The sequence below is a fragment of the Planctomicrobium aquicomposti genome (assembly GCF_051466325.1).
Lineage (GTDB): Bacteria > Planctomycetota > Planctomycetia > Planctomycetales > Planctomycetaceae > Planctomicrobium.
The window spans coordinates 2,560,048-2,581,903 of sequence record NZ_CP195792.1; the positions used below are offsets into that span (position 1 = coordinate 2,560,048).

The window sequence follows — 21,856 nt, forward strand, 5'->3', positions numbered from 1 at the left end:
GCGTTCGCGAGTAACGGAGATTTGCTCAGCCTTCGCTGGGCGGCTGAAATGATTCAAGGATCTGGAGGAGTTCGGTGGCGAGGCCGTTGGTGAAGACCCCTTCCAGTCCTTCATGATGTACGTTGGTGAATGGCGGCTCGTAGAGACGATCGATCTCGATCGAGCCATATTTGCTGATGTGATTCTGCAGCAGGTCCAGAAACCTGATCTGATGCGATGCCAGATTGGGATGGGCCTGGACAAACTGGGTGAAACGCTGCTGGACGGTCTGGGCATCCATTCCGATGACGCTGCGGATGGCGTGATCGAGGCTTTTGGCCTGCGGGTAGTAATCGGTCAGATCGTGCAGATCGAGGCCCGGTTCCTGGGTGAGGACGAGCGAGCACAGGGCTTCGAGGTCGTTCTGGTCAACGGGCTGACCGGCCTTGATTTTCTGCAATGTGGCGTTGCTGTCGAAGATATCGAGCAGCACTTTCAGGACACGGTTGCGATAGGCGACCATGTCCAGGCCATCGAGCTTGACCTTATGGCGTTTGCGCTCGATGAGGGCTTCGTCTTCGGCGACATCGATGACTTTGGGAGGAAGTGGATTGGGATTGTCGATCCGCCGATATTGAATGACGCCGCGAAGTTCGGTGCGGATCGTTTCCAGATCGCTGACTGTGACGTCTTTCCAAAACTCCGCTCCCTTCAGCTTTTCAATGAACGGCAGCTTGACCTTCACCTGGCTGAGGTTGATCCGCAGACTGCTGACAAGGTTCAGCAGTTCGTCCTTGAGATCCTCGAACCGGCTAGATTTTCGCAGCAATTCGACCTGCATCCGGGCGATGAGACGGTCGAACCGATGGGCTTCCTCGTGGCCGGTGATATTGACCCACTCCATCAGCGGAGCGATGTCTTGACGGAGCGTGGCCTGGGTAGCAGCGTCAAACTGTTGGAGGGTCTCAGCTTTCCGAATGCTGTTGATCTGCTTCCACTTCTCTTTGACTGGGATGCTTTTCTCGGGCAGAGATGCGATGTCTTTACCGATCAGAGAGATGGCCAGATCGAAGGCATCGCCGCTCTGAATCTGGAGTGCCGTTTGAGCCAGATTCAGTCGGGCCTCGAAGACCGTTTCGACCAGAGACTTTGAGCGCGCCTGTTCGGCCTTCTCGTAACCTTCGTCGAAGCGTTCAAAGTTGCCCCAATGATCGAAGATCTGGAATTCAGTTTTATCCTTTCCTGGCCCAAACAAGTTCGGGCAGAGACGGGTTCCGCGTCCGATCATCTGCCAGAACTTAACGTAGGAGAAGACAGGTTTTGCAAAAACCAGATTGACGATCTCGGGGACGTCGATGCCCGTGTCGAGCATGTCAACGGAGACCGCGATGGTCAGATCCGGATTGTTCCCTTCCCCCTTGAAATCGTCGATCAATTCTTCTGCTCGGGAGTCATAGGTGTCAATCACCCGGCAGAAGTTTCCGCCGTATTGAGGGTACATCTCGTCGAAAAGATTCTGGAGCAGCACTGCGTGGTCGTGGCTGCGGGCGAAGATGATCGTTTTGCCGAGTCGACTGCCGTCCGCGACTCGAATGCCGTTCTCCATCAGGTTTCGCAGAATCTTCCGGCAGGTGTCCTTGTTGAAGATGGCTTTGTCAACTTCCTTGGGGTCATAGTCGAACAGGCTGGGATCTTCTCCGTCGTCCTCCAGTTGTGCCCGTTGATCCTCAGAGAGTTCTGCATACTTTATGCCTTTCCGCAGGAATTGCGTGGTGTGAGTGTCGACTCGAAACGGAACGAGGAATCCCTTGTCGACCGCCTCGGCGTAGTCGTAATTGAACGTAGGGTTCAGGTCGTCGCATTGGAACATCTTGAATGTGTTCCGATAGTACGGTCCGAGCGTCTGCTCGTTGACCGGCGTAGCGGTCAGGCCAACCTGGTAGCAGTCGAAATAATCAAAGATCACCTTGTAACGGCGGAACAGGCTCCGATGGGACTCGTCGGCGATGATGAGATCGAAAAAACCGATGTCGAAGGCTTCGAAGCACTTCATCATGGCTGGATAAGTCGCCAGATAGATGCGTTGATTCCGGTCGTTGGAGGTCGCGGCAGTAATGTACGTTCGCGGTTCGGAAGGCAGGAATTCCTTGAAGGCGTTGTGGGCCTGTTTGCGGAGTTCCCGGCGATCACAGAGAAACAGAATCCGCTTGGCCCAGCCGGCCCGGATCAGGGCATCGGACAACGAAATGGCGACCCGTGTTTTGCCGGTTCCGGTCGCCTGGACAATCAGGGCCTTCCGTTTCTTTTCCGCAAACCGTTCGACGACGGCCCTGACAGCTTCCAGCTGATACATGCGGCCGGCGATTTCAGGGTTTCCGGCCACATTATCGAGTGATTTCTTCTGCGACCTTTGGCGATGAAGGTACTGCAGACTGTCTCGCGAATAGAGCCCGTAAATCCTTCTCGGCGGCTCCTTCTCGGCATCATTCCAGATCCAGACATCGTACCCGTTCGTGCAAAACAGGACTGGCCGCTCTGCAGAGGAGAGATTGAGCTGCTGCTGCAGACCGTTGGCATAGAGCTGCGCCTGCGTACGGCCATCTTCGGCATTCTTAGCCGTCTTTTTCGCTTCGATGATCGCGAGTGGTTTGCCATTGTCGTCCAGAAGTACGTAGTCAATGAAGCCCTCGCCTGAATCGGTTGGCTGGAATGGAACTCGAACCTCTTTCTGGACCTGGTCAGAATCCTCCTCATTGGGACCGACCTGCCATCCGGCTTCCGTCAGCATCAAATCGATCAGATAGCGGCGGGTTTCCGCTTCACTGAAGGCTAACGGATCGACTTGCTCCAATTCGGCGAGCGATTTCTCGCCAGAACTCGCGGCAATGGCAACTTGCTGCTCAAGCTCTGTTTTAGAAAGCTCCGCCTGCTGCGCCCGATTTCGCTCATCTTCCAAATCGCTGAGCAGCTTCTGCATTTGCGATTCTTGGGCGGCGATCCGCTCCAGTATGGCCCGTTTTTCACGCCTCCGTTCGAGACCCTCCACCCCTCCCTCCGGAGGATTGGCAAAACTGGGACAGTTGTCGATGCTTCCCTTGGCATAGGTGAGATAGAGCCATCGACTGACATTGAAGGCGTCCTCTAAAAGCCGCAGCGCGGAAGTGGTGTCCCCTCGGCTGCCGTGAACCGCCTTGTTGCCCTCGATTCGAAGAGCGTGCAGCTTTGATTGGACCACATTGGGGACGACATCCCGGAATGGCTGATTCTCCAGCAGGTCCATGAGATTGGCCCGTGGAGGTCGGGGTAATCTCAGATCATGATGCACTCTATCAACGACCTGCTCACAGAAAGATCGCAGCTTTCCGATGGCCCCGAGCGGATCGGAGTGGGCGTACGCCTCGGCGAACCCTCCCAGGCCCGCGAGTTCCGGCCATTTCGGTCGTAGGAACTCGAAGTTGATTGACTTCATGAGTTGGTCAGATTCCACAAACATGTCGAGCCGCAAAGGCAACGACTGTGCCAAGCGGCTGACTGGACAACGATTTTCACCGGTTTGCTCCCCACTCGCCCTGTACGTCCAGCCGTCTCAGCTGGGCATCGAGAGTTTGGTAATTTTTCATGCCGAGTAGTCGTGCTGCCTGTGCCTTGACCCCTCTCGCTTCTTCCATGGCTCGCTGCAAATACCTTTTGCGAAGAGAATTTAGATGCTCTTCCAACTCGAATCCATCGCCGAGCGGCTTGTCCAGACCCCGCTCTGACGAACCGTTTACATCGGGCATTTCTCCAAGGGCAGCCGCCAATTCCCGGCGACCGACTTTGTCGCCATCGGTCAGTACTGCAGCCTGAGTCAGCGCGTTGAGGAGCTGTCTGACATTGCCCGGCCACGAATGTTCTTTCACAAAAGAAATGGCGGAGGGAGAAAGGGATTTGTGCCGGTACTGCCGCTCATCCAGCTCAAACTGCCGATTCAGCAACCCGAGAAGGTGCTCGGCAATTCGGGGAATGTCGTTCCTTCGGTCACGGAGAGGAGGCAGCGTGATGGTGACGGCAGCCAATCGGTAATAGAGGTCCTCACGAAACGTCCCGTTGGAAATGGCATTGTGCAGGTCGCGATTGGTTGCGGCGATGATTCGGACGTTGACCGTCCGATCTTTGTCTTCACCGAGCCGGCAGACTTTCCGAATGGCCGGTCCCTCGCCCGCGATCGGTTGAAGGACTCGGAGGAGTTTGGCCTGAGTCTCCAGATCGCATTCGCCGATCTCATCCAAAAAGAGAGTGCCGCTGTCTACCGCCTCGAATGCGCCCTTTCGTTCCTTATCTGCTCCAGTGAATGCTCCCTTGCAGTGCCCGAAGAGTTCTGACTCAAGCAACGTTTTGGAAAGGGCGGCGCAGTTGATCGCCTTGAACGGCTTCTCACGACGGGAGCCCGCTTTGTGAATTGCCTGAGCGAACATCTCTTTGCCGGTTCCACTCTCCCCTAGCAAAAGGATCGAAATGCTTCTTATGGCAGCGCGTTTGGCCCTTCCGACTGCTTCGCGGATCGCCCTGCTATCTCCCACGATGTCGCCAAAGCCTTCAATTTCTCCGGGGGATTGCGCAGCGAGATGCTGAAGATAGAGATCAGGATTTCGTAACACTTCCGGGATGACGTCGATCAGATCGAATGGGACGTCCGTGACCCAGGATTTGCCTGCAAATGTCTCATAAAACGTTGCTGGAAACCGCGTCTTCCCAAGCAGCAACCAGACTGCTGCCATTGCCGGGGTTCCCGGGCTGAGATGCAGACAGAGTTCGCAATGCACTCCGTCTTTGGACGACCGCAGTGACTCCAGTTGGCTGTTTGCGATTTGGAAAATTGATGCGTAGTCAGTCGGTTTCTCCAATGGGGTCGAGACAACTGTCGGATTTCCACCAACCCATGCAGCGAACCAATCGTTGAAGTGATCTGGATAATTGCTGAGAAGCCGGACTTCGGAAAACTGCTGCGTACAAAGCAGCGTTTTCGTTGGGCCTTCATCTCCAGGTGGTGGCAAGGTGCCCCCGACTTTCGAGAGAATATTTTTCTGACGTGGAGCAGGAGACTGCGCGGCGAGGGCACGAAGGTCCGAATGACCAATCCATTGCACAAGTACTCGCTTACGGCTCATGTCACCACCTGGAATGTGCTGCAACAATTCCATTTGTACCAAAGACGCCTGAAAAATACTTCCATTCAGTGGCATTCTCGCGGCTTCTGAATGGTATCAATCGCTAAATGATCGACATCAGGCGTAAGGGACCGAGTAGCTCAGGTCGGAGGATCGGGGGATGGAATAAGCGTCCGTCGTGAATGGATCAAACGCTTTCGCCGTGGAGTCGAATGCGTCATCCATAATCGGGATTGGCTGTGTCGGCTCCCGGTTGCGGATTCTGCTCGTGATGGGTTCCTCGGCGGCGATTTGACCTTGGCGAGGGCGGTCGGGGACGGCTTCGGTCTGGAACGAGGCTTTCAGGGTGTTGATCTGCTGGGCGAGGTCGGCGGTTGACGGGCCGTCGTTATCATTCGCTGCATGACTGGTCACTGAGAGGCTGATTTTCAGCTGATCGCGAAGTGATGTCAGTTCAGACAGATAACTTTCCAGGGTGAACGGTTTGCCGAGACGAGACTGGTAGTCGCGGAGCTGGGACTGGGCAATCGACAGATCTTGTCGTAACTGGTCGCCTTCCTTTTCGTAACCGCTGGCGAGACGTTCGACCGCGTTCAGGATGGCCCGTGGTCCCTGATGGTCTTTGGAGAGCCGGGTTTTGCGGGTGAGCTGGCCCTGCAGGTAGATCTCGAGTGAGAACTCGGGATCGAGGATGAGGCCGAACTCCAGCCCGTGATACGTTCCGAACGGAATTTTGGTGGTGTGCCCGATCAGCGTGGGGAGAGATTCCAGCTTGTTTGTCAGCGCCGGGATCAGTTCGCCTCTTGGAACTGCGCTCTCGCTGATCGTGATCGGTTCGCCGTCGTGGTGGGCCATGCGGGAACTGTCCGCCGTCAGTTTCTCCAGCCGGTCGACATAGCGGGCGATCAGGTCCGGCAGATCACGGACGTTCCGTCTGGCGAGGAACTGCTCATCCATGTGGCTCTTCTTGAGTAAGTGGAGTCGTTGCAGTTCAGCTTCTGCTTCCGCCAGTGTGAGCACAGCCGGGTTGCCGGAGGCAATCGCTTTCACTTCGGCGTATGAGAGTTCCTGACCACCGATATCTTCCGCTGTGCGGATGGCGTTATCGCCGGTCATCACCTGATTGATGAACCGGGCTTTGGTCTCCAGAGCCTGCCACATATAGGCGTCGAAGCTTCCCTCAGTGACATACCGGAAGATCGAGACTTCCTTGTTTTCATTCCCTTGCCGCAGGATGCGGCCATCCCGTTGTTCCACTTCGGCTGGTTTCCAGGGGGCGTCGAGGTGGTGCAGGGCGATGAGCCGTTTCTGGACGTTGGTGCCGGTCCCCATTTTCTGGGTACTGCCCAGCAGAACCCGCACCGCTCCTTCCCGGACCTTCTTGAACAGAGCCTGTTTCTTCGCATCGCTCTCCGCATCGCCGATGGACGCGATCTGCTCACGCGGAATACCGGATTCCGTCAACTTGCAGATGATCTCCGAATACGGCGAATATCCCCACGCTGTTGGGTTCACTCCCATGTCAGCAAAGATCATCTGTGTGCCGCGAAGAGACGCAGAACGATTGAAGATCTCGGTCACCGTTTCGACCAACCGATTGATCTTCGATTCCGGGAAGTCGTCCGCGACCGGATCGAGCATTCGGGCATCGGTCGCTAGTTTGCGGCCGTCGGTCGTGATGGCGAGGGCATTGTCTTCCCGGGGATCGATCTTTTCATTCCGTATCCGTTCGTAGCGTTTCACCAGCTCCTGCTGAATGTCATGCTGTTCGTCCGACATCGGACAGGCGATGACTTCGGGTTTGTCGCCTTTCAGCGTGGGGCGTGGCAGATTCAGCATCTCCGCTGTCTGCACATCGGCGAACGCCCGGAACATCTGCTGGAGTTCCGGCAGGTTGGTGAACTTGGCAAACCGCGACCGGGGCCGCAGGCCGGAACCATCGGGAGTGATCTCCATCGAGTCCACCACTTCCCCGAACGTCGCCGCCCAGGCGTCGAAGTGTTCGATCCCCCTACTTCGTAACCCAGCAGGATCAAGGAACCGCTGGAGTGTGTACAGTTCCATCATCGTGTTGCTGATCGGGGTTCCCGTGGCAAACGTCACACCGTGTCCCGCATGGATCTGATCGAGATAGCGGGCTTTCATGTAGACATCAAACGCCCGTTCGCTCCCGCCCGTCTGAATCCCTGCCACCCGGTCCATCTTGGTTGGGGTTTCGAGGTTCTTGAAGTAATGAGCTTCATCAATGAACAGGTGATCCACTCCCAGTTCGTCGAACACCAACCCATCATCCTTCTTCTCCTCGGCCAGCAGGTTTTTCAGTTTCTCCTCGCGGGACGCCTTTTGCTTTTCAATCGTCTTGATCAGGTTGCGGCGGTTCCCTTTCTCGGCAGCATGTTCACAGAGCAGGGTGTCATACTCGGCGATCTGTTCCCGCAGGAACTGTTCCTGATAAGACCGCGACATTCCGATCCGCTCGAAGCTGGAATGCGTGACGATGATCCCGTCCCATTCGCCTGAAGCGATCCGGGCGGTGAGGAACTTGCGTTTGTCGCGAGTGAGATCCTCTTTGGCGGCGATCAGCAGCTTGGCATTCGGGTACAGCTGCAGGAACTCTCTCGAAAACTGTTCCAGCAGGTGATTGGGGACCACGAACATCGGCTTCTTGATCAGACCGGCCTGTTTCATCTTGATGCCGGTCGCGGCCATCGTGAACGTCTTGCCCGCTCCGACGCAGTGCGCCAATAGCGTGTTTCCGCTGGACATCCCCCGCCAGACGGCGGCGTTCTGGTGCGGCCGCAGCTGGACCGTGTCGTTCATCCCGGGGTAATCGAGATGGGAACCATCAAACACGCGAGGCCGCAGGTTGTTGTAGAGATCGTTATAGATCCGGACGAGCCGTTCGGTCCGGTCGGGATCGGTAAACACCCACTGCCGGAACTTTTCTTTGATGAGTTTCTGTTTTTCACGGGCAGCGAGCGTTTCATTCTGGTTGACGACCCGTTCCCCTTGGTCAAGCGTGTCGTAAACCGTGGGGGATTTCATGTTCAGAGCGAGTTCCAAGAGCCACGTTCCGTTGGCGCGGGGTGTCCCGTAATCAATGGTGGCTGCCACTGATTGCAGGGCGGCGTATCCGGCATCCAGCGACCAGACCGCATCTTTCTGCAGATGGGCGATGGGAACAGCAGAACGGTCGACACTGAACAGCTCAGAGGCGAACGTCTGAATATCCTGTTCCGGTATCCAGGGAGCGCCGAGGTTGGCATCGATGTCGCCGGGAAGAACGTCTGGAGGCTGCACTTCCGCCAGAGCCGAGACATTCCGGAAGTAGGCCATCCCGGCCGCTTCGGCGAATTTCAGTTTTTCGCGGACGTTGCCGGAAAGATAGACATCGCTGGTCTGCCACTCCTGCAATTGCGGATCGTGAAAGATCAGATCCCCAAGTTCGTCGATGATGGAGGATTCCGGTTTTCCGTACAGCTGGGAGATGAACGGCAGATCGACTTTGCCCCGCTGATTGAGAGCCACCAGTAGTCCCTCTTCCGCAGTCTGCACCCGGGTGACGGGAGGTGTGCGACCGACGACGTCCCGCTGCAGAATGGCCGCTTTCGTGGCTTTGCCGGTCGGTTCATCATACTCTTCCAGCGACATGACCAGCATGGCGTCCGGATCTTCCCGGAACTTGACGAGGTTCGGCATGCGGCGGATGGAAGTCCCGTTGGCGGTTTCGCCGAATGTGGTCTTGTTGATCGGGCCGTAGGCCATCACGAACCGGTCGTAAACCTTATTGAGTTCCTTCCGGGCCGTGTCGCGATGTTCGATCGGCCAATCTTCGTTCTGGGACTGGAGGACGCGGCGGGCATGATCCCGGAGGGTGATGAGTGCTCCCATCCGTCTGCCGACGAGGTTTCCATCGGAACGGAGCTTCTTGCCGCCATAGATAACGGGAATCCCCTCGCCTCCCTGGGACTGATAAATCGACCGGTCCTCGCCGATGAAGAAACTCCCTTCATCGATATGCCGCTGCGGCGGTGGTGGAACGAACGCCGGTGGTGGTCGGGCCGATTGCGGTGAGGGTGCCAGAGGTGCAAATGATGGCAGACCGCTGATGGCCTTGGGCAACTGGATGTGCAGATCCCCGTTACAGACGACGCTATAACCGTCGCCGTACAGCCTGTTCTTGCGGGACCAGTTGCCCAGCACCATCTCGGGGTGGTTGTGGAAATAGCGGTTGATTGAGACTTCAGCTCCTTCAATCGACAGGGGAGCCACACCGAGCCAATCGGGATCGATGTGGTGGGCGGGTTCACCGGGCGGTCGTTTGCGGAGGAACACGATATCGGTGACCACTGCAGTCCCGTCCCGCCGGAACGTATCCGACGGCAGACGGATCGCTCCCACAAAATCCGCCCGGTCAGCCAAATATTCCCGAATGGAAGCATTCTGCTTGTCGAGCGTGTAGTGCGAGGTCACCAGTGCCAGCACTCCGCCGGGTTTGAGGGCATCAACAGATTTGGCGAAGAAGTAATCGTGCAGCGAGAATTTCTGGCCGTGGTGATCCAGCTTCAGATCGGAAAACGGGACGTTGCCGATGACCGCGTCGATCTGGCCTTCCGGGAGCTTTGTGTCACGAAAGCTCTCGATCCGGATGTCGTGCTGGGGGTAAAGTGCACGAGCCATCCGGCCGGAGATCGAGTCCAGTTCAATTCCGATGAACTGCTGTCCCGGTTGACCATATGCCAGAAATCTTCCGATCCCGCAACCCGGTTCGAGGATCGTTGCATTCGCTGGTATGCCCAGCTGCGCGAGTGCCAGATGCATCGCCTGAATGACGACCGGAGAGGTGTAGAACGCATTGAACGTGGTTCGTTTCGCACTGTCGTACTCTTCCGGCGTGAGCAGCGATTGCAGTTCCTCTCCCAGTGCCTGCCAGCTGGAAGACTTGTACAGACCGGTTGCCGGGTTGGGAAAGATCGACAGGGCCAACGCTCCGAACCCGGAAAATTTCGAAAGCGTCTGCTGTTCTTCAGACGTGGCTGGGCGCTGCTCGTTTACAACGGTCTTGAGTGTCCGGATGGCGGCGATGAGTTCCTGGGCGATTCCTTTTTCACCAGTGAAGGTGGTCGGGGAATGCGGCAGGCTGATGATGCCGGGCGTCGTGGTCTCTGCTGCAAGCGGTGGTGATGTCCGGTTCCGATCATTGGACAGTGCAGGGTGTTCTGTATCGGAGTCGAGAGCCGCTGCGCTGATTCCAGAATTTGCCCCCTCCTCCGAAACGTTTGGCTTTGGAGTGACCAGCGGTTTGAGAAACAGGTCGAACAGCCGCTTCTGCTGCTGTGGAGGCTTCGAAATCGGGAGATTGGGTTTGGGGGCAGAACCGTTGGTCAGTGGCTTCTGCGACGAAATGCCATTCTGGTTTGCAGCCGCGCCCGTCGTAAAATCCAGCCGCAGCTGTTTGTTCTTCCCGGAATGCGTGACCGGTTCGGAGGATATTGGTGATGGAGTTGATGAAGCCGGTCGGTTGGCGTTCGATGGTCGCTTCGAAGCAGGCTCTGGTTCCGCTGCCGTTCCGAACAGTGAAAACAGTGTCGGATGACCCCACCATGTGCGTTTGCGGGACGCCATCGTCAGTGTCGCCCGCTCAGTATTCCTGAACGACGCTCTCCAGCGACAACATCTCTCTGTCGCTCCATTTCCACCAAGGTCTCCATGATTCACGTTACCGCTGTCCGCACCACGGCGCAAGCCCTGCAATTCTGCGGATCGAGCATCGTTCAGGAACCAACGCCGGTTGACAGCCTGCTCACTCTATGGCAGACAGAGAGGAGCGAATCGCCGGTGATCCGGCAGGGGAGGCTTGGCATGGCGAACACCGCAACTACACGGCAACTACTGATTTCGACAGGGTTTTTGATCGGAGGGATCGCATTGGGGTGGGGGCTGTTTTCCCTCGGACACTCCGCACAACAACCATTCGATGCAGGATCGAGTGAGACCACACGGATTGATGTCGATCCGCAGACAGGCACGATCCGGTTCATTGTGAACGGCGAGTCAGTGGCCCTCATTAACAACGACGGTCTCACCATCGCCCACAATGTCCGGTACGGTGGCCTGAGCATCGATCTGGGCGAGGAACTGGCCCGTTCTCGCCTTGAACATCCTTCGTATTCATCAGGGTCGCAGGATGAGTAGTCGACGACGCAGCCAGCGGACATGGCTCGTTCTGGCAGCTGCCCTCGCATTCACCCTGCCAGCCTGGTCACAGGAACAGCCGGGAGATCCCTGCTCCCCGGACAACGCTATCGGACGTTCTGGAGGTACCGAAACCGGCGGCAAAGGCTATTTGCTGACCTGCCAGAGCGGAGTCTGGAACCGGATCTATGAAAGCGATGCCAACGCTAATCTCGGTGTAAAACAGGATTCTCCGAAAGCCCCGCTGCATGTGGGGGGCGAACTGATCGTCGGTGCATCCACCGGTCTGGACTGTGACGCTGACCGTCAAGGGGGTCTGCGGTGGAACAACAGCCATAGCACCATCGAGATGTGCGACGGAGCGACCTGGAAGTGGATTGCTGGTTCTGCCGTCGCAGCGGGTCCAGAAGGGGCGATTCAGTTCAACAGTTCCTCCGCGCTGACGGGCAATGCGAGTTTTGTTTATACAAGCGCAGGTCGCGTGGGAATTGGAACGGCTACGCCATCAACCTTGTTTCATATTCATAATCCTGTCCAAGGCACAGGCTCTTACGGAGTCTTTAAAGTGTCCGGGGCAGGAGGGTTGAATAATGTCTTTGTGACCAGCCGGGGGAGGTTATCAATAGGTTCTGTCAGCCCGGGCGTGACGGATTACATGATCAATGTTCGCGGGATTGACTGGGAGAATGGCAATGCGGCTGTCGATCTTCTGGCTTTGCGAAACGCCGGATACTCCATGAGATTCTCGGTCGAACACAGTGGTAATGTTTATGCATATGGAAATGTTGGAATAGGAACAAATTTTCCAAGCGCTAAACTGCATGTGATCGGCGATGTCCGTGCGAATTCTTATTGCAACACCACCGGTGCGAACTGCTTCAACCCGGCGAGCGGCGCAGCGGCCGCCGGGCCGGAAGGGGCGATCCAGTTCAACAATTCCTCCGCGCTGGTGGGAGATGCGAATTTCATTTACACGAGCGAGGGGAATGTCAATATCGGCGGCCATGTCAATTTTTTCAGCGGATCTGATGTTCTGCGCGTTGGTGGACATAAATTCCTTTTTATCAGCGGGTCAAGCAATGTCGCCCTGGGTATCGGTGCTGTTACGAATACAAGCCATTCCATTTCCATTGGTCAAAATGCATCGACTTCAGGACCAAGTTCTATCGCCATTGGCTTTGGTGCTTTAACACTGAATCAAGGCGGTGGCAATAATGTCGCTATCGGTAGCGGTGCAAAGGCAAACGCTTATGGTGGGGTTGCGCTCGGCCAAGGCACTGCTGTAAATACAGGCAGTATTGCGATCGGCGGGCAAGGAACCAATGCGCTGACGGATAATGCGATCGTAATCGGCCGCAACAGTAAAGTTAATTATGCTGGTTCTGTTGTTATTGGCTATCAGGCTGAAGCGACTGCGTCGAATCAGCTGGTTCTGGGAGGAAAATACAGGCCTCATGGCCTGCAATCCGCCTATTTCGGGCCGGTCACAGTGGCGGAGCCGACAGATTTCATCATCAACGCGACTGGTGGTGAGGGAACCGACATCGCCGGAGCCAGCCTGAGTATCGCCGGTGGGCGCGGCACTGGTAATGCGCGGGGCGGGTCGATCGTGTTCCAGACATCGGATGTTGGCGTTAGTGGCACAACCCTGCGCGATCTCAGCACCAAGATGATCATCATCCCCGAAGGCCAGGTCGGCATCGGGACAGCAAACCCGGCCTCAACGGGCGCTCAGGTCCTGAAGCTCGATGTGGAGGGCCCCGTCGGTGCGACGGCCTACTGTGACAGCGACGGCAACAATTGCTTCAACCCCGCCAGCGGGTTGGGAGCATCCGCTGCGCCGGGCAGCGATCAACAAATCCTGTTCAATGATTCCGGCACGTTTAACTCAGCATCGGGATTCGTGTTTAGTTCCGCGAGCGGAAATGTTGGGGTTGGCTTGGAAAACCCGGCAACGAAAGTGGATATGACAGGAACGCTGAGATTGAGATTACCGTCCCTGCCGGACAATGATGAATGGGTTGAATTGTCCGTGAAGGACGGTGGGGGCTCTCCTTATCTTTATTTAGGCAGGGGCATCCCCGGTACCCTTACCATTGATTCACCTGCTCGCGTTTCTTTCACCAAAGGTGTAACCGTCAATGGTATACTGAGCGCTGGCGGCTCATCCATCATTGACACCGGTGGAAGCACAAACCTTACGATCAGAGGCGGAAGCACTTCTTTTCCAGATAGAAGCATTCGCTTTCAGAACGGTAACGGTTCAACGAACATTATGACGCTTCTGGGGGGCGGACGCACGGGTATTGGGACTTTAACACCACTGGCGATGCTCCAGGTCAATGCTGCTTCCGCAGCGGCTATTGGTCAAATCATCAGGGGTGCGGCATCACAGACAGCCAATCTGACGGAATGGCAGGACAGCAACGGCACGATTCTCTCCGCGTTCTCCTCTGCCGGGGCACTGGCGATCGGAAAATCGACCCCGACCGTCGCGCTCGATGTGGTGGGCGATATTGCTTATACAGGGGATATCACCGACGTCTCCGATCAACGTTTGAAGAAGGACATTCATCCGCTGTCTGATCGTGGCCCGATGCTGGACCTATTGGGCAAGGTCAAGACCTACAGCTTCGTCATGATCGATGACAAGCACAACCAGACGAAGTTCGGCGTGATGGCGCAGGAACTCGAAGAGATCTTTCCCGAGCTGGTCAAGACCGCGCCTGATGAGTTGCGAACGAAATCCGTCAACTACATCGGTCTGATCCCTCCTCTCATTCAGGCGATGCAGGAACAACAGATCGAAGTCCATTCCCTGCAGCAGACCAACCAGCAGCTTGAGCAGCAGATTCAATCTCTGGACAGCCGTCTTCGTCGACTGGAACAGCAGGCCGCTGAGTAACCATCAGCTTTCACCGTTCTCCCACTCCTCGTTGATCTTAACGGGGTTTCGCGAATTGCTGCTTGCGCTGTGCAGCGAACCGGTGTAGCGTGGTGTCGTGTTCCTGTATCACTGGGGACAAAGAAACACGACATTCATGATTACAGCATTTCTGAACCAAAAGGGGGGCGTGGGAAAGACCACGTTATCCATTCATACGGCCGCTGAGCTGACCCGTCGCGGGCAGCGGGTGCTCTTGATCGATGCCGATCCGCAGGGGAGTGCGCTCGCCTGGGCGAACTGCCGGGAAGAACCGACATTCACGGTGGTCGGCATGCCCAAGGCGTCTATTCACAAAGAGATTCATCTTCTGGCCAAGGACTACGACGAGATCGTCATCGATGGTCCGCCACGGATTGCCGAACTGGCCCGCTCGATCCTGTTGGCCGCCGACATGGTCGTGGTCCCCCTCCTCCCGAGTCCGCTCGATGTCTGGGCGGCTGCCGAGACGGTCGATCTGGTGCGGGAAGCCCAAATCTACAAACCCGATCTGAAATGCTGTCTGGTGGTCAACCGCAAGGTCGGGTTCTCCGCGATTGGCCGGGATGTGCGACGGGCTTTAAGGGAACTGGATGTTCCGCTATTGGAAGCGGATGTCGCCCAGCGGGTGGCGTTCGCAGAATCACTGGCTGCCGGGGATACCGTATCGAGCGAACAGGACCGCAAGGGGTTCAAAGAGATCAGAGGTTTTGTGGACGAACTGAGGAACATCACATGAGCAAACGCATCAACATGACCACCCGCCCGAAACAGAACCCGGCCGCCGACCAATGGGTCGAAACCCGCCATGCTGTTGCCGAAGAATCGCCCGTCAAACTCAAACGCCTGACGATCGATCTCGATCCCGAGCTCCACAAGCGGCTCAAGCTGCACTGCTTCCAGCAGGATATCCCGATTGCGGAGCTGCTGCGGGAACTGATTGAACGGTCCTTGAGATCAGGATCGAACTGATCAGGGAGTGATCGCGATTTTCAGAACCCCGTCCCGCTGGTTGGCAAACAGATCGTAGGCTTCTTCAATCTGGTCGAGTGTAAAGCGATGAGTGACTAACGGCAGAAGATCCGCCCGTCCGGATTCCAGCACATTCATCAACCGCCGCATCCGCTCTTTTCCGCCCGGACAAAGCGTCGACACGATCTGATAGTCTCCCAGACCGGCTGCATAGGCATCCAGTGGAATAGTCAGTTTGCCGGAATACACTCCCAGCGACGACAGCGTTCCTCCGGGACGGAGAGCCCGCAGGCAGCTTTCGAAGGTCTGCTGTGTTCCCAGCGATTCGATCGCCACATCGACTCCGCGACCATTCGTCACTTCGCGGATCACGTTGACGGGATCTTCGTTCTGGAAGTTGATGACGGTATCTGCTCCCAGCTGGCGGGAAATCGTCAGTCGCTTTTCGATGGAATCGACAGTGTAGATGGTCGTGGCACCGGACAAACGGGAACCGAGCGTCGCACACAGCCCGATCGGGCCTTGTGCAAACACCACGACAGAATCACCGATTCGCACCTTGCCTGCTTCCGCTCCGCTGAACCCAGTGCTCATGATATCCGGGCACATCAGTACCTGTTCGTCGGTGAGCGTGTCCGGGATCGGAGCCAGATTGACCATGGCATCGGGAATCAGCACATACTCTGCCTGACACCCGTCGATCGTATTTCCCAGCCGCCAACCTCCCATCGCTTTACCGCCGCATTGGGAATGCTGACCTCCCAGGCAGGAGAGACAATGGCCACAGGGAGTGATCGCGCCAGCAATGACCCGCTGGCCAATCTCATAGCCTGTCACCGCACTTCCCAGTTCTGCAATCACCCCAACCGGCTCGTGTCCAACCGTGAGCCCTTTGGCAACGGGATATTCCCCTTTGAGGATATGCACGTCTGTGCCGCAGATCGTCGTCAGCGTCACCCGCAGCAACGCATCACGCGGTCCGATCACCGGGATCGGCTTATCCGTCAACCGGATCTTGCCGGGTTCCACGAAGACGGCCGCTTTCATGGTGGAGCCGCGCGGGCTTGCAGTGTGGGATGCGTGAGACATGAACCGTTCCCTCTCAACTTAGCATGCGATTGTTTTGCTGGGCGTCGAACGATTAATGAAATCGTTCACTGCCAAGGCATTCTACCGCGACCAGGTTTAAGGCGTCACCCTGAGGTTTGTTATGTCGTCCCAAATTTGGGACGGATGTCTTCGGGCGGAAATTGATCACATTTCATCGTGACGAAAATGACATCCGATTCCCTGTGGATGAACCGTGACGTGTATTCCGAATCGGGTTGCTGGGGGGCTGTGTTAGGTTCATGTTTGATCCGGCCTATGCACTGCATAGGAGACAAGCCTATCTGAGTATTTCTGTTTTTCAGACCCCCAATTGACCTTCCCATTGGTCGCGCCTACGGTTCATGAGATTGCTTGCTCAGACTCCTCTTTCTGCATCGCGGATCAACGTTTCGTATCCGCCTTCGTCTTCCGGTAGGAGGCTCGTTTCATGCTGATGGCTACGCAAGGCACCAACGTCGCAGCCACCCGGCAATACTTCGAAACCGTGTTGACGCAGGGGGACTATTACCTCGGTCAGGAAGTGGGTGGACAATGGCATGGTCAGGGGGCGCTGCTGCTCGGATTGGATCAGGGAACGACTGTCACCCGGGAACAGTTCGCCTCCCTCCTCGCTGGAAAGCATCCGGTCACTGGCATCAATCTGACACAACGCAACCGGGCTGATCGGAGACCAGGCGTCGATCTGACGTTCTCCGTTCCCAAGTCAGTCTCCCTGGCCTGGGGGATTCTGCAGGATGAACGGATCGTGGACGCGTTGAAGAAGGCTGTGCACGACACGATGGAGCGCGACGTCGAACCGCTGATGATGCGACGGGTGCGGGACAATGGCCGGGCGAATACCAGCGACCGGACGAAAACCGGCAAGCTGATCTATGCCGATTTCCTGCACAAGACTTCCCGACCCGTCGAGGGCAAGCCCGATCCGCATCTGCACATCCATGCGTTCGTGATCAACTGGACGGAACAGGATGGCAAGCATTACGCCGGTGAGTTTGAAGAGATCATCCGGCAACGACCCAGTCTGCAGGCGAAGTTCGAAGCACGGCTGGCCCGGACGTTGGAACGGGAGCTGGGGTATCGTGTCGAGCGGACACAGTTCCGGCAGAGTGGCCGTCTGAAATCGGGTTGGGAGATTTCCGGGATCTCGCGGGAGACGATCGAAAAGTTCAGCCGCAGAACCGAACAGGTCGAGGAATTCGCCCAGTTGCACGGGATCACCAATGCTGCTGAAAAGGGACGGCTCGGTAAGAAGACCCGGGAGAAGAAGGATGCCGGGACATCGATCGATCAGCTGCGGGACGAATGGCTCTCCCGTCTGAATGATCAGGAACGGGAAACATTCGGGGGGCTGGTGGGAAAAGGATTTTCAAAGGAGCAGGTCAATGAGCACCAACTCGCTGAGAAATCACTCCAGTTCGCCCTGGAGCACCACCTGTTCCGGCAATCGACCGTGGAACGGCATCAGGTGATCGGGACCGCTCTCGAACAGGGGGTGACCGTCTCTCCCGAACAGATGGAACAGGCTTTCGACAAGTTGCAGGTGATCCAGCGGAAGCGGAACGTCGACGGAGCGGACCGGGAACTGGTGACGACAAAGGAAATTCTCACTGCGGAACAGGAGATGATTGCGTTTGCCCGGGATGGCCGAGGAACTAGGAAAGCGATCGGGCACCGGGAATACGAGTTCTCCCGGGACTGGCTCAATGAACAACAGAAGGACGCTGTCCGGCATGTGCTCACTTCCCGTGACACGGTCACCGCCATCACGGGTGGGGCCGGAACCGGAAAAACCTCGCTGATGCAGGAAGCCGTCGAAGCGGTCTGGAGCAACGGGAACGTCGTGCATGTGTTCGCCCCCTCCACCGGTGCCCGGGACGTGCTGCAGGAGAAAGGGTTCCAGCATGCCCAGACGGTCGAACATCTGCTCCGCAACGACAACCTGCAGCAGCTCGTCAAAAATCAGGTGCTCTGGATCGATGAAGCAGGACTCCTTGATCTGCGGTCGATGTGCACGCTGTTCCGCATCGCGAAAGAGCAGAATGCCCGCGTCATTCTCTCCGGTGATACGCGGCAACATGCCTCGCCCCGTCGTGGGGAAGCCCTCCGTCTGCTGGAGAAGGAAGCCGGTCTGAATATCGCTCGAGTCGAAACCATTCAGCGTCAGAAAGGGGACTATCAGCAGGCGGTGAAGCTGATCAGCCAGGGGCATGAAGTCGATCAACAAACCGGCAAGACCGGCCTGCTGGCCGGGTTCGATCTGCTGGACCAGCTTGGGAAGATCAAAGAAGTATCGCCAGAGCAGTTACCGACAATGGCCGCCGAACAGGCGCTGACCGCCAGAGATCAGGGAAAATCGACGCTGGTCGTCGCTCCCACGCACAAGGAAGGCCGGGACGTCACCGCTCAAATCCGCGATGGTCTGCGGCAACGGGGCGTGTTGAGCGAAGACGAACAGTCTGTGAAACAACTGGTGTCGCTCAATCTCTCCGAAGCCCAGAAGGGGGAACCGGTCACCTATCTTGATCAGGACAATTTGATCGTCCAGTTCCATCAGAACGTGGTGGGCGGGTTCAACCGGGGAGAACGCTGGCGGGTCGCTGGGGTGTTCGATGGCCGGGTGGAATTAACGTCGCTCAACAGCACGGACCGAAAGTTCCTCCCCGCCGATGTTGCGGACCGGTTCGAAGTCTACCGGGAAACAGAGCTCAAACTCTCGATCGGCGATCAGGTGCGGTTCACCCTGGGAGGCACCGCCCATGACAGCCAGCGGCGAATTGCCAATGGTCGGCTGGATGAGATCAAGGAAATCGATCCCGAAGGGCATCTGATCCTGAAAAGCGGCATGACCGTTCATCGGGACTATGGGCATCTGGATCTCGGTTATGTCATCACCAGCCACGCCAGTCAGGGGAAAGACCGGAACATCGCCATTGCGGCCATGGGGTCCGACTCCCTCCCCGCGATCAATGCCAAACAGTTTTACGTCACGGTCTCACGCGGAAGCGAAGACGTCGCGATCTACGTCGACAACAAAGCCCGTATCCGTCGAGCTATCGAACGCTCCGGCGAACAGCTTTCCGCGACGGAGCTGGTGAAAGCACCGGAAACCGAACGGTCCAGCGAGCCGGAACGCAGCTGGGAGTACGAACGACCTTCCCGGCAGTCCGTGCGCGAACGGTTCGTGTCGTGGTTCCGCGACCGGGTGGAGAATCAGCGGGAACGTCTTTCCGCCATCGAACAGCATGAACGGGATTTTGGTCGCTCACTTGGGTATGGCTCACCAATGGGCCTCAGCAGGAGTTAAGCCATGAAATCTGCCGCCAGAGCATTTGCGGATCAGCGTCGTGAAGAGATCTTCGGGAACCGCCCGCAGTCGTTACTGCAACCTGCTGCCCCTCCTCCCACTCCCTGGCAATCAATCCGCAGCGGTGAAATGCCGCCGCTCATGTTCCAGCTGCGGTTCCGCACCGGCGAAACGATCAGCTACGCCTACAGCGACCTCCGCGAAATCCGCGTCCGTGATGCCGGTCGGGTGCAGCTGGGGATTCAGGGGCTGTCCAAACTGCTGATCACGATCGAAGGGCGTCATCTCCGCGATCTGGGCGAACTGATCGGCAGCGGACTCCTCCGCTGGCTGCAGGAGACCGACGAACGCACCATCGACATTCCGGAAGAAAGTCCCTGCATTACGGCCATCATGATCGAGAAACTCACCGGCAGGTGATCGTCCCAAATTTGGAACGAGGTGCAGTGACCTTCTTTTCAGGGAGTTTCACGGGGAGGAAGCCCCGCTTCGCTTCTCAGGTCGGCTTCCACTTCAGCGGCGGGCCGCCCTCGTCCTGATTTCAAATCATCCAGCCCCTGTTTGATTGCCAACCGGTCATCATCTCGCTTCACTAGTTCAAGTAGAAACTCGTCAATCGTGATTCCTTCGGCAGCAGCACTTCTCTGCAGCCATTCGAAAGTGTCATCATCGATTTCAATGTCAGGCATCTGCGTTCTCCGTTGATTGACGATAGCACGGCTTCGCAGGGCTGAGAAACGCCGACAGGTATGCCGTCCCAAATTTGGGACGGCTGGCTCGACAAGCCCCGGCCTCATAAAAGTGTTGCCCGAATATACCAAGAAATGGTGTTATTGGGTGTTAGAGCCATGTGGAGAGCATCATGTCCAAAAACACCAGCGTCACCTTGGGCGATCATTTTGAGAGTTTCATTGATCGGCAGATCGCCTCGGGGCGGTTCAGCAATGCCAGCGAATTGATACGCTCGGGATTGCGTCTGCTCGAAGAGCAGGAGCAAAAGCGGGAAGCACTCATTCAGGCCTTGATGGCAGGAGAACGCAGCGGCGACGCCGGTGAAGTGGACTTCGCCAAGATCCGCCAGGCAGCACGTCAGCAGGCAGGGATCTCCGCGGCCGATGCGTAAACTCGTTCAGGACCGGGCAGCCGAACGCGACCTGATCGGGATTGCCACGTTAGACCTACAAGACGTGGGGTTCCCGGCAGACAGACCGCTACCTGGATCTGCTGGTAGAAGGAATTCGGAAGATCTCGCAGCATCCTGAAGCGGGACTACAGCGAGAAGACCTGCTTCCCCACTATTGGTCCGTGCGGATTGAGCATCACATCGTTTTCTCTACGTTTAACGACGTCGAGGTACGAATTCGGCGAGTGCTCCACGAGATGATGGATCACGACCGTCATCTGTAATCCGTTTCACTTCGAAAAACGCCGACAGGCGTGCCGTCCCAAATTTGGGACAGAGTGATCTGGAGTAGAAATCCCCCCTCCTCCCACAATCCGCAAATGAGCTTGAGCTGGTCTGCCGGTAGCGCAGGTCTGATCGTCCCAAATTTGGGACGGCCCATTTCAGCGGGGGCAGTGGGAAAAGAATCGGGGCGTGTGCGCAGGCGAAAACGTACCGGGATCGCTCCCGGCACGTTCTGGGTCGGTTACTCTTCGCCGTCCTCAGCATCGTCGTCGCTATTGCGGGACTGGATCTGGTTCTGTATCCAGCTGTGCGTCTGGTCGGCCAGCTTGGCCAGGGCCAGCAGGTCGTCGCGTCCGAAGCTGCGGGTGTTTCTCCAGCCATCAGCGGTACGATACCCCCGCTGGAACTGGGCGTTGTAGAAGCTGGTCCCCTGATCCGTCTGGTTTTCGAAGATCGCGGCTGAGATGTTGCCGATGCGGATGCGGTGAACAGGTTGTTTGTGGTCTGACATGGTTTTCTCCTTAGTTGTCATGTGGTGGCTCGCTTTCGCCAGCCGTAAGCGTCCCGGGCCAGGCCCCAGTGACCAGCGTCATGGTCAACACGGATTCTTGGAGCGGGCAGACCATTGACGCGAGGCGGTCACGGGCATGGCACAAGCGAACAAGGCTGGCTGAATTGCGATGGCCAGAACGGTGTGACAACAGGCAGGGAGAACCAGTTCGATCAGCAAACCCGATTTGCCGTGCTTCCGTGTCGTCGTATCAGCGTGAAATCGTGAATGCGTATTAGGGACGAAATGCAGCAGCAACGCCCCTCTT

General features: G+C 56.9%; 14 protein-coding genes and 1 pseudogene. 9 read left to right on the plus strand and 6 right to left on the minus strand.

Annotated features, from left to right (window positions below):
• Positions 1–25: 25 nt before the first annotated feature.
• The 3 genes from SH664x_RS09870 to SH664x_RS09880 form a co-directional block, all read right to left on the minus strand.
• Positions 26–3,448, minus strand: a complete 3,423-nt coding sequence (locus SH664x_RS09870) for a DEAD/DEAH box helicase family protein (RefSeq protein WP_437207096.1) — start codon at positions 3,446–3,448, stop codon at positions 26–28.
• 76 nt (positions 3,449–3,524) lie between these two features.
• Positions 3,525–4,736, minus strand: a complete 1,212-nt coding sequence (locus SH664x_RS09875) for a sigma-54 interaction domain-containing protein (protein WP_437207098.1) — start codon at positions 4,734–4,736, stop codon at positions 3,525–3,527.
• Positions 4,737–5,243: 507 nt separating this feature from the next.
• Positions 5,244–10,112, minus strand: a complete 4,869-nt coding sequence (locus SH664x_RS09880) for a DEAD/DEAH box helicase family protein (protein WP_437207100.1) — start codon at positions 10,110–10,112, stop codon at positions 5,244–5,246.
• Between the two features lie 88 nt (positions 10,113–10,200).
• Between SH664x_RS09880 and SH664x_RS09885 the strand changes: the two genes are divergently transcribed.
• The 5 genes from SH664x_RS09885 to SH664x_RS09905 all read left to right on the plus strand — a co-directional run bounded on the left by SH664x_RS09885 (position 10,201) and on the right by SH664x_RS09905 (position 15,216).
• Positions 10,201–10,722 (plus strand): hypothetical protein, encoded by a 522-nt coding sequence (locus SH664x_RS09885; protein ID WP_437207101.1) that lies wholly within the window; start codon positions 10,201–10,203, stop codon positions 10,720–10,722.
• 266 nt (positions 10,723–10,988) lie between these two features.
• Entirely contained in the window at positions 10,989–11,321 is a 333-nt protein-coding gene (locus SH664x_RS09890; protein ID WP_437207103.1) for a hypothetical protein, read from the plus strand.
• Positions 11,314–14,226, plus strand: a complete 2,913-nt coding sequence (locus tag SH664x_RS09895) for a tail fiber domain-containing protein (protein ID WP_437207104.1) — start codon at positions 11,314–11,316, stop codon at positions 14,224–14,226. Before SH664x_RS09890 ends, SH664x_RS09895 begins: the two co-directional genes overlap by 8 nt.
• A 136-nt stretch (positions 14,227–14,362) precedes the next feature.
• Positions 14,363–14,983 carry a ParA family partition ATPase gene (gene parA / locus SH664x_RS09900; protein WP_437207106.1) on the plus strand — a complete coding sequence of 207 codons (621 nt, stop codon included), beginning with the start codon at positions 14,363–14,365 and terminating at the stop codon, positions 14,981–14,983.
• A complete protein-coding gene (locus SH664x_RS09905; protein ID WP_437207108.1) occupies positions 14,980–15,216 on the plus strand; it encodes a hypothetical protein in 237 nt (78 codons plus the stop codon). The genes parA and SH664x_RS09905 overlap by 4 nt, the downstream gene beginning before the upstream one ends.
• Here the strand turns inward: SH664x_RS09905 and SH664x_RS09910 are convergent, their stop codons facing one another.
• A complete protein-coding gene (locus SH664x_RS09910; RefSeq protein ID WP_437207202.1) occupies positions 15,217–16,263 on the minus strand; it encodes an NAD(P)-dependent alcohol dehydrogenase in 1,047 nt (348 codons plus the stop codon).
• 490 nt (positions 16,264–16,753) lie between these two features.
• Between SH664x_RS09910 and mobF the strand changes: the two genes are divergently transcribed.
• A complete protein-coding gene (gene mobF / locus SH664x_RS09915) occupies positions 16,754–19,630 on the plus strand; it encodes a MobF family relaxase (RefSeq protein WP_437207109.1) in 2,877 nt (958 codons plus the stop codon).
• Positions 19,631–19,633: 3 nt separating this feature from the next.
• Positions 19,634–20,050, plus strand: a complete 417-nt coding sequence (locus SH664x_RS09920; protein ID WP_437207111.1) for a hypothetical protein — start codon at positions 19,634–19,636, stop codon at positions 20,048–20,050.
• A gap of 38 nt (positions 20,051–20,088) precedes the next feature.
• Here SH664x_RS09920 and SH664x_RS09925 read toward each other — a convergent pair whose 3' ends face one another.
• On the minus strand, positions 20,089–20,319 hold the full coding sequence (locus tag SH664x_RS09925; RefSeq protein WP_437207112.1) for a hypothetical protein: 231 nt from the start codon (positions 20,317–20,319) through the stop codon (positions 20,089–20,091).
• Positions 20,320–20,489: 170 nt separating this feature from the next.
• Between SH664x_RS09925 and SH664x_RS09930 the strand changes: the two genes are divergently transcribed.
• Together SH664x_RS09930 and SH664x_RS09935 are read left to right on the plus strand one after the other, a co-directional pair.
• Positions 20,490–20,753, plus strand: a complete 264-nt coding sequence (locus SH664x_RS09930; RefSeq protein WP_437207204.1) for a type II toxin-antitoxin system ParD family antitoxin — start codon at positions 20,490–20,492, stop codon at positions 20,751–20,753.
• Positions 20,754–20,827: 74 nt separating this feature from the next.
• Positions 20,828–21,037: pseudogene (locus tag SH664x_RS09935) on the plus strand (type II toxin-antitoxin system RelE/ParE family toxin); the annotation flags it as partial.
• Between the two features lie 242 nt (positions 21,038–21,279).
• Here the strand turns inward: SH664x_RS09935 and SH664x_RS09940 are convergent.
• Positions 21,280–21,549, minus strand: coding sequence for a hypothetical protein (locus SH664x_RS09940; protein ID WP_437207114.1), 270 nt, complete (start codon positions 21,547–21,549; stop codon positions 21,280–21,282).
• Positions 21,550–21,856: the final 307 nt, after the last annotated feature.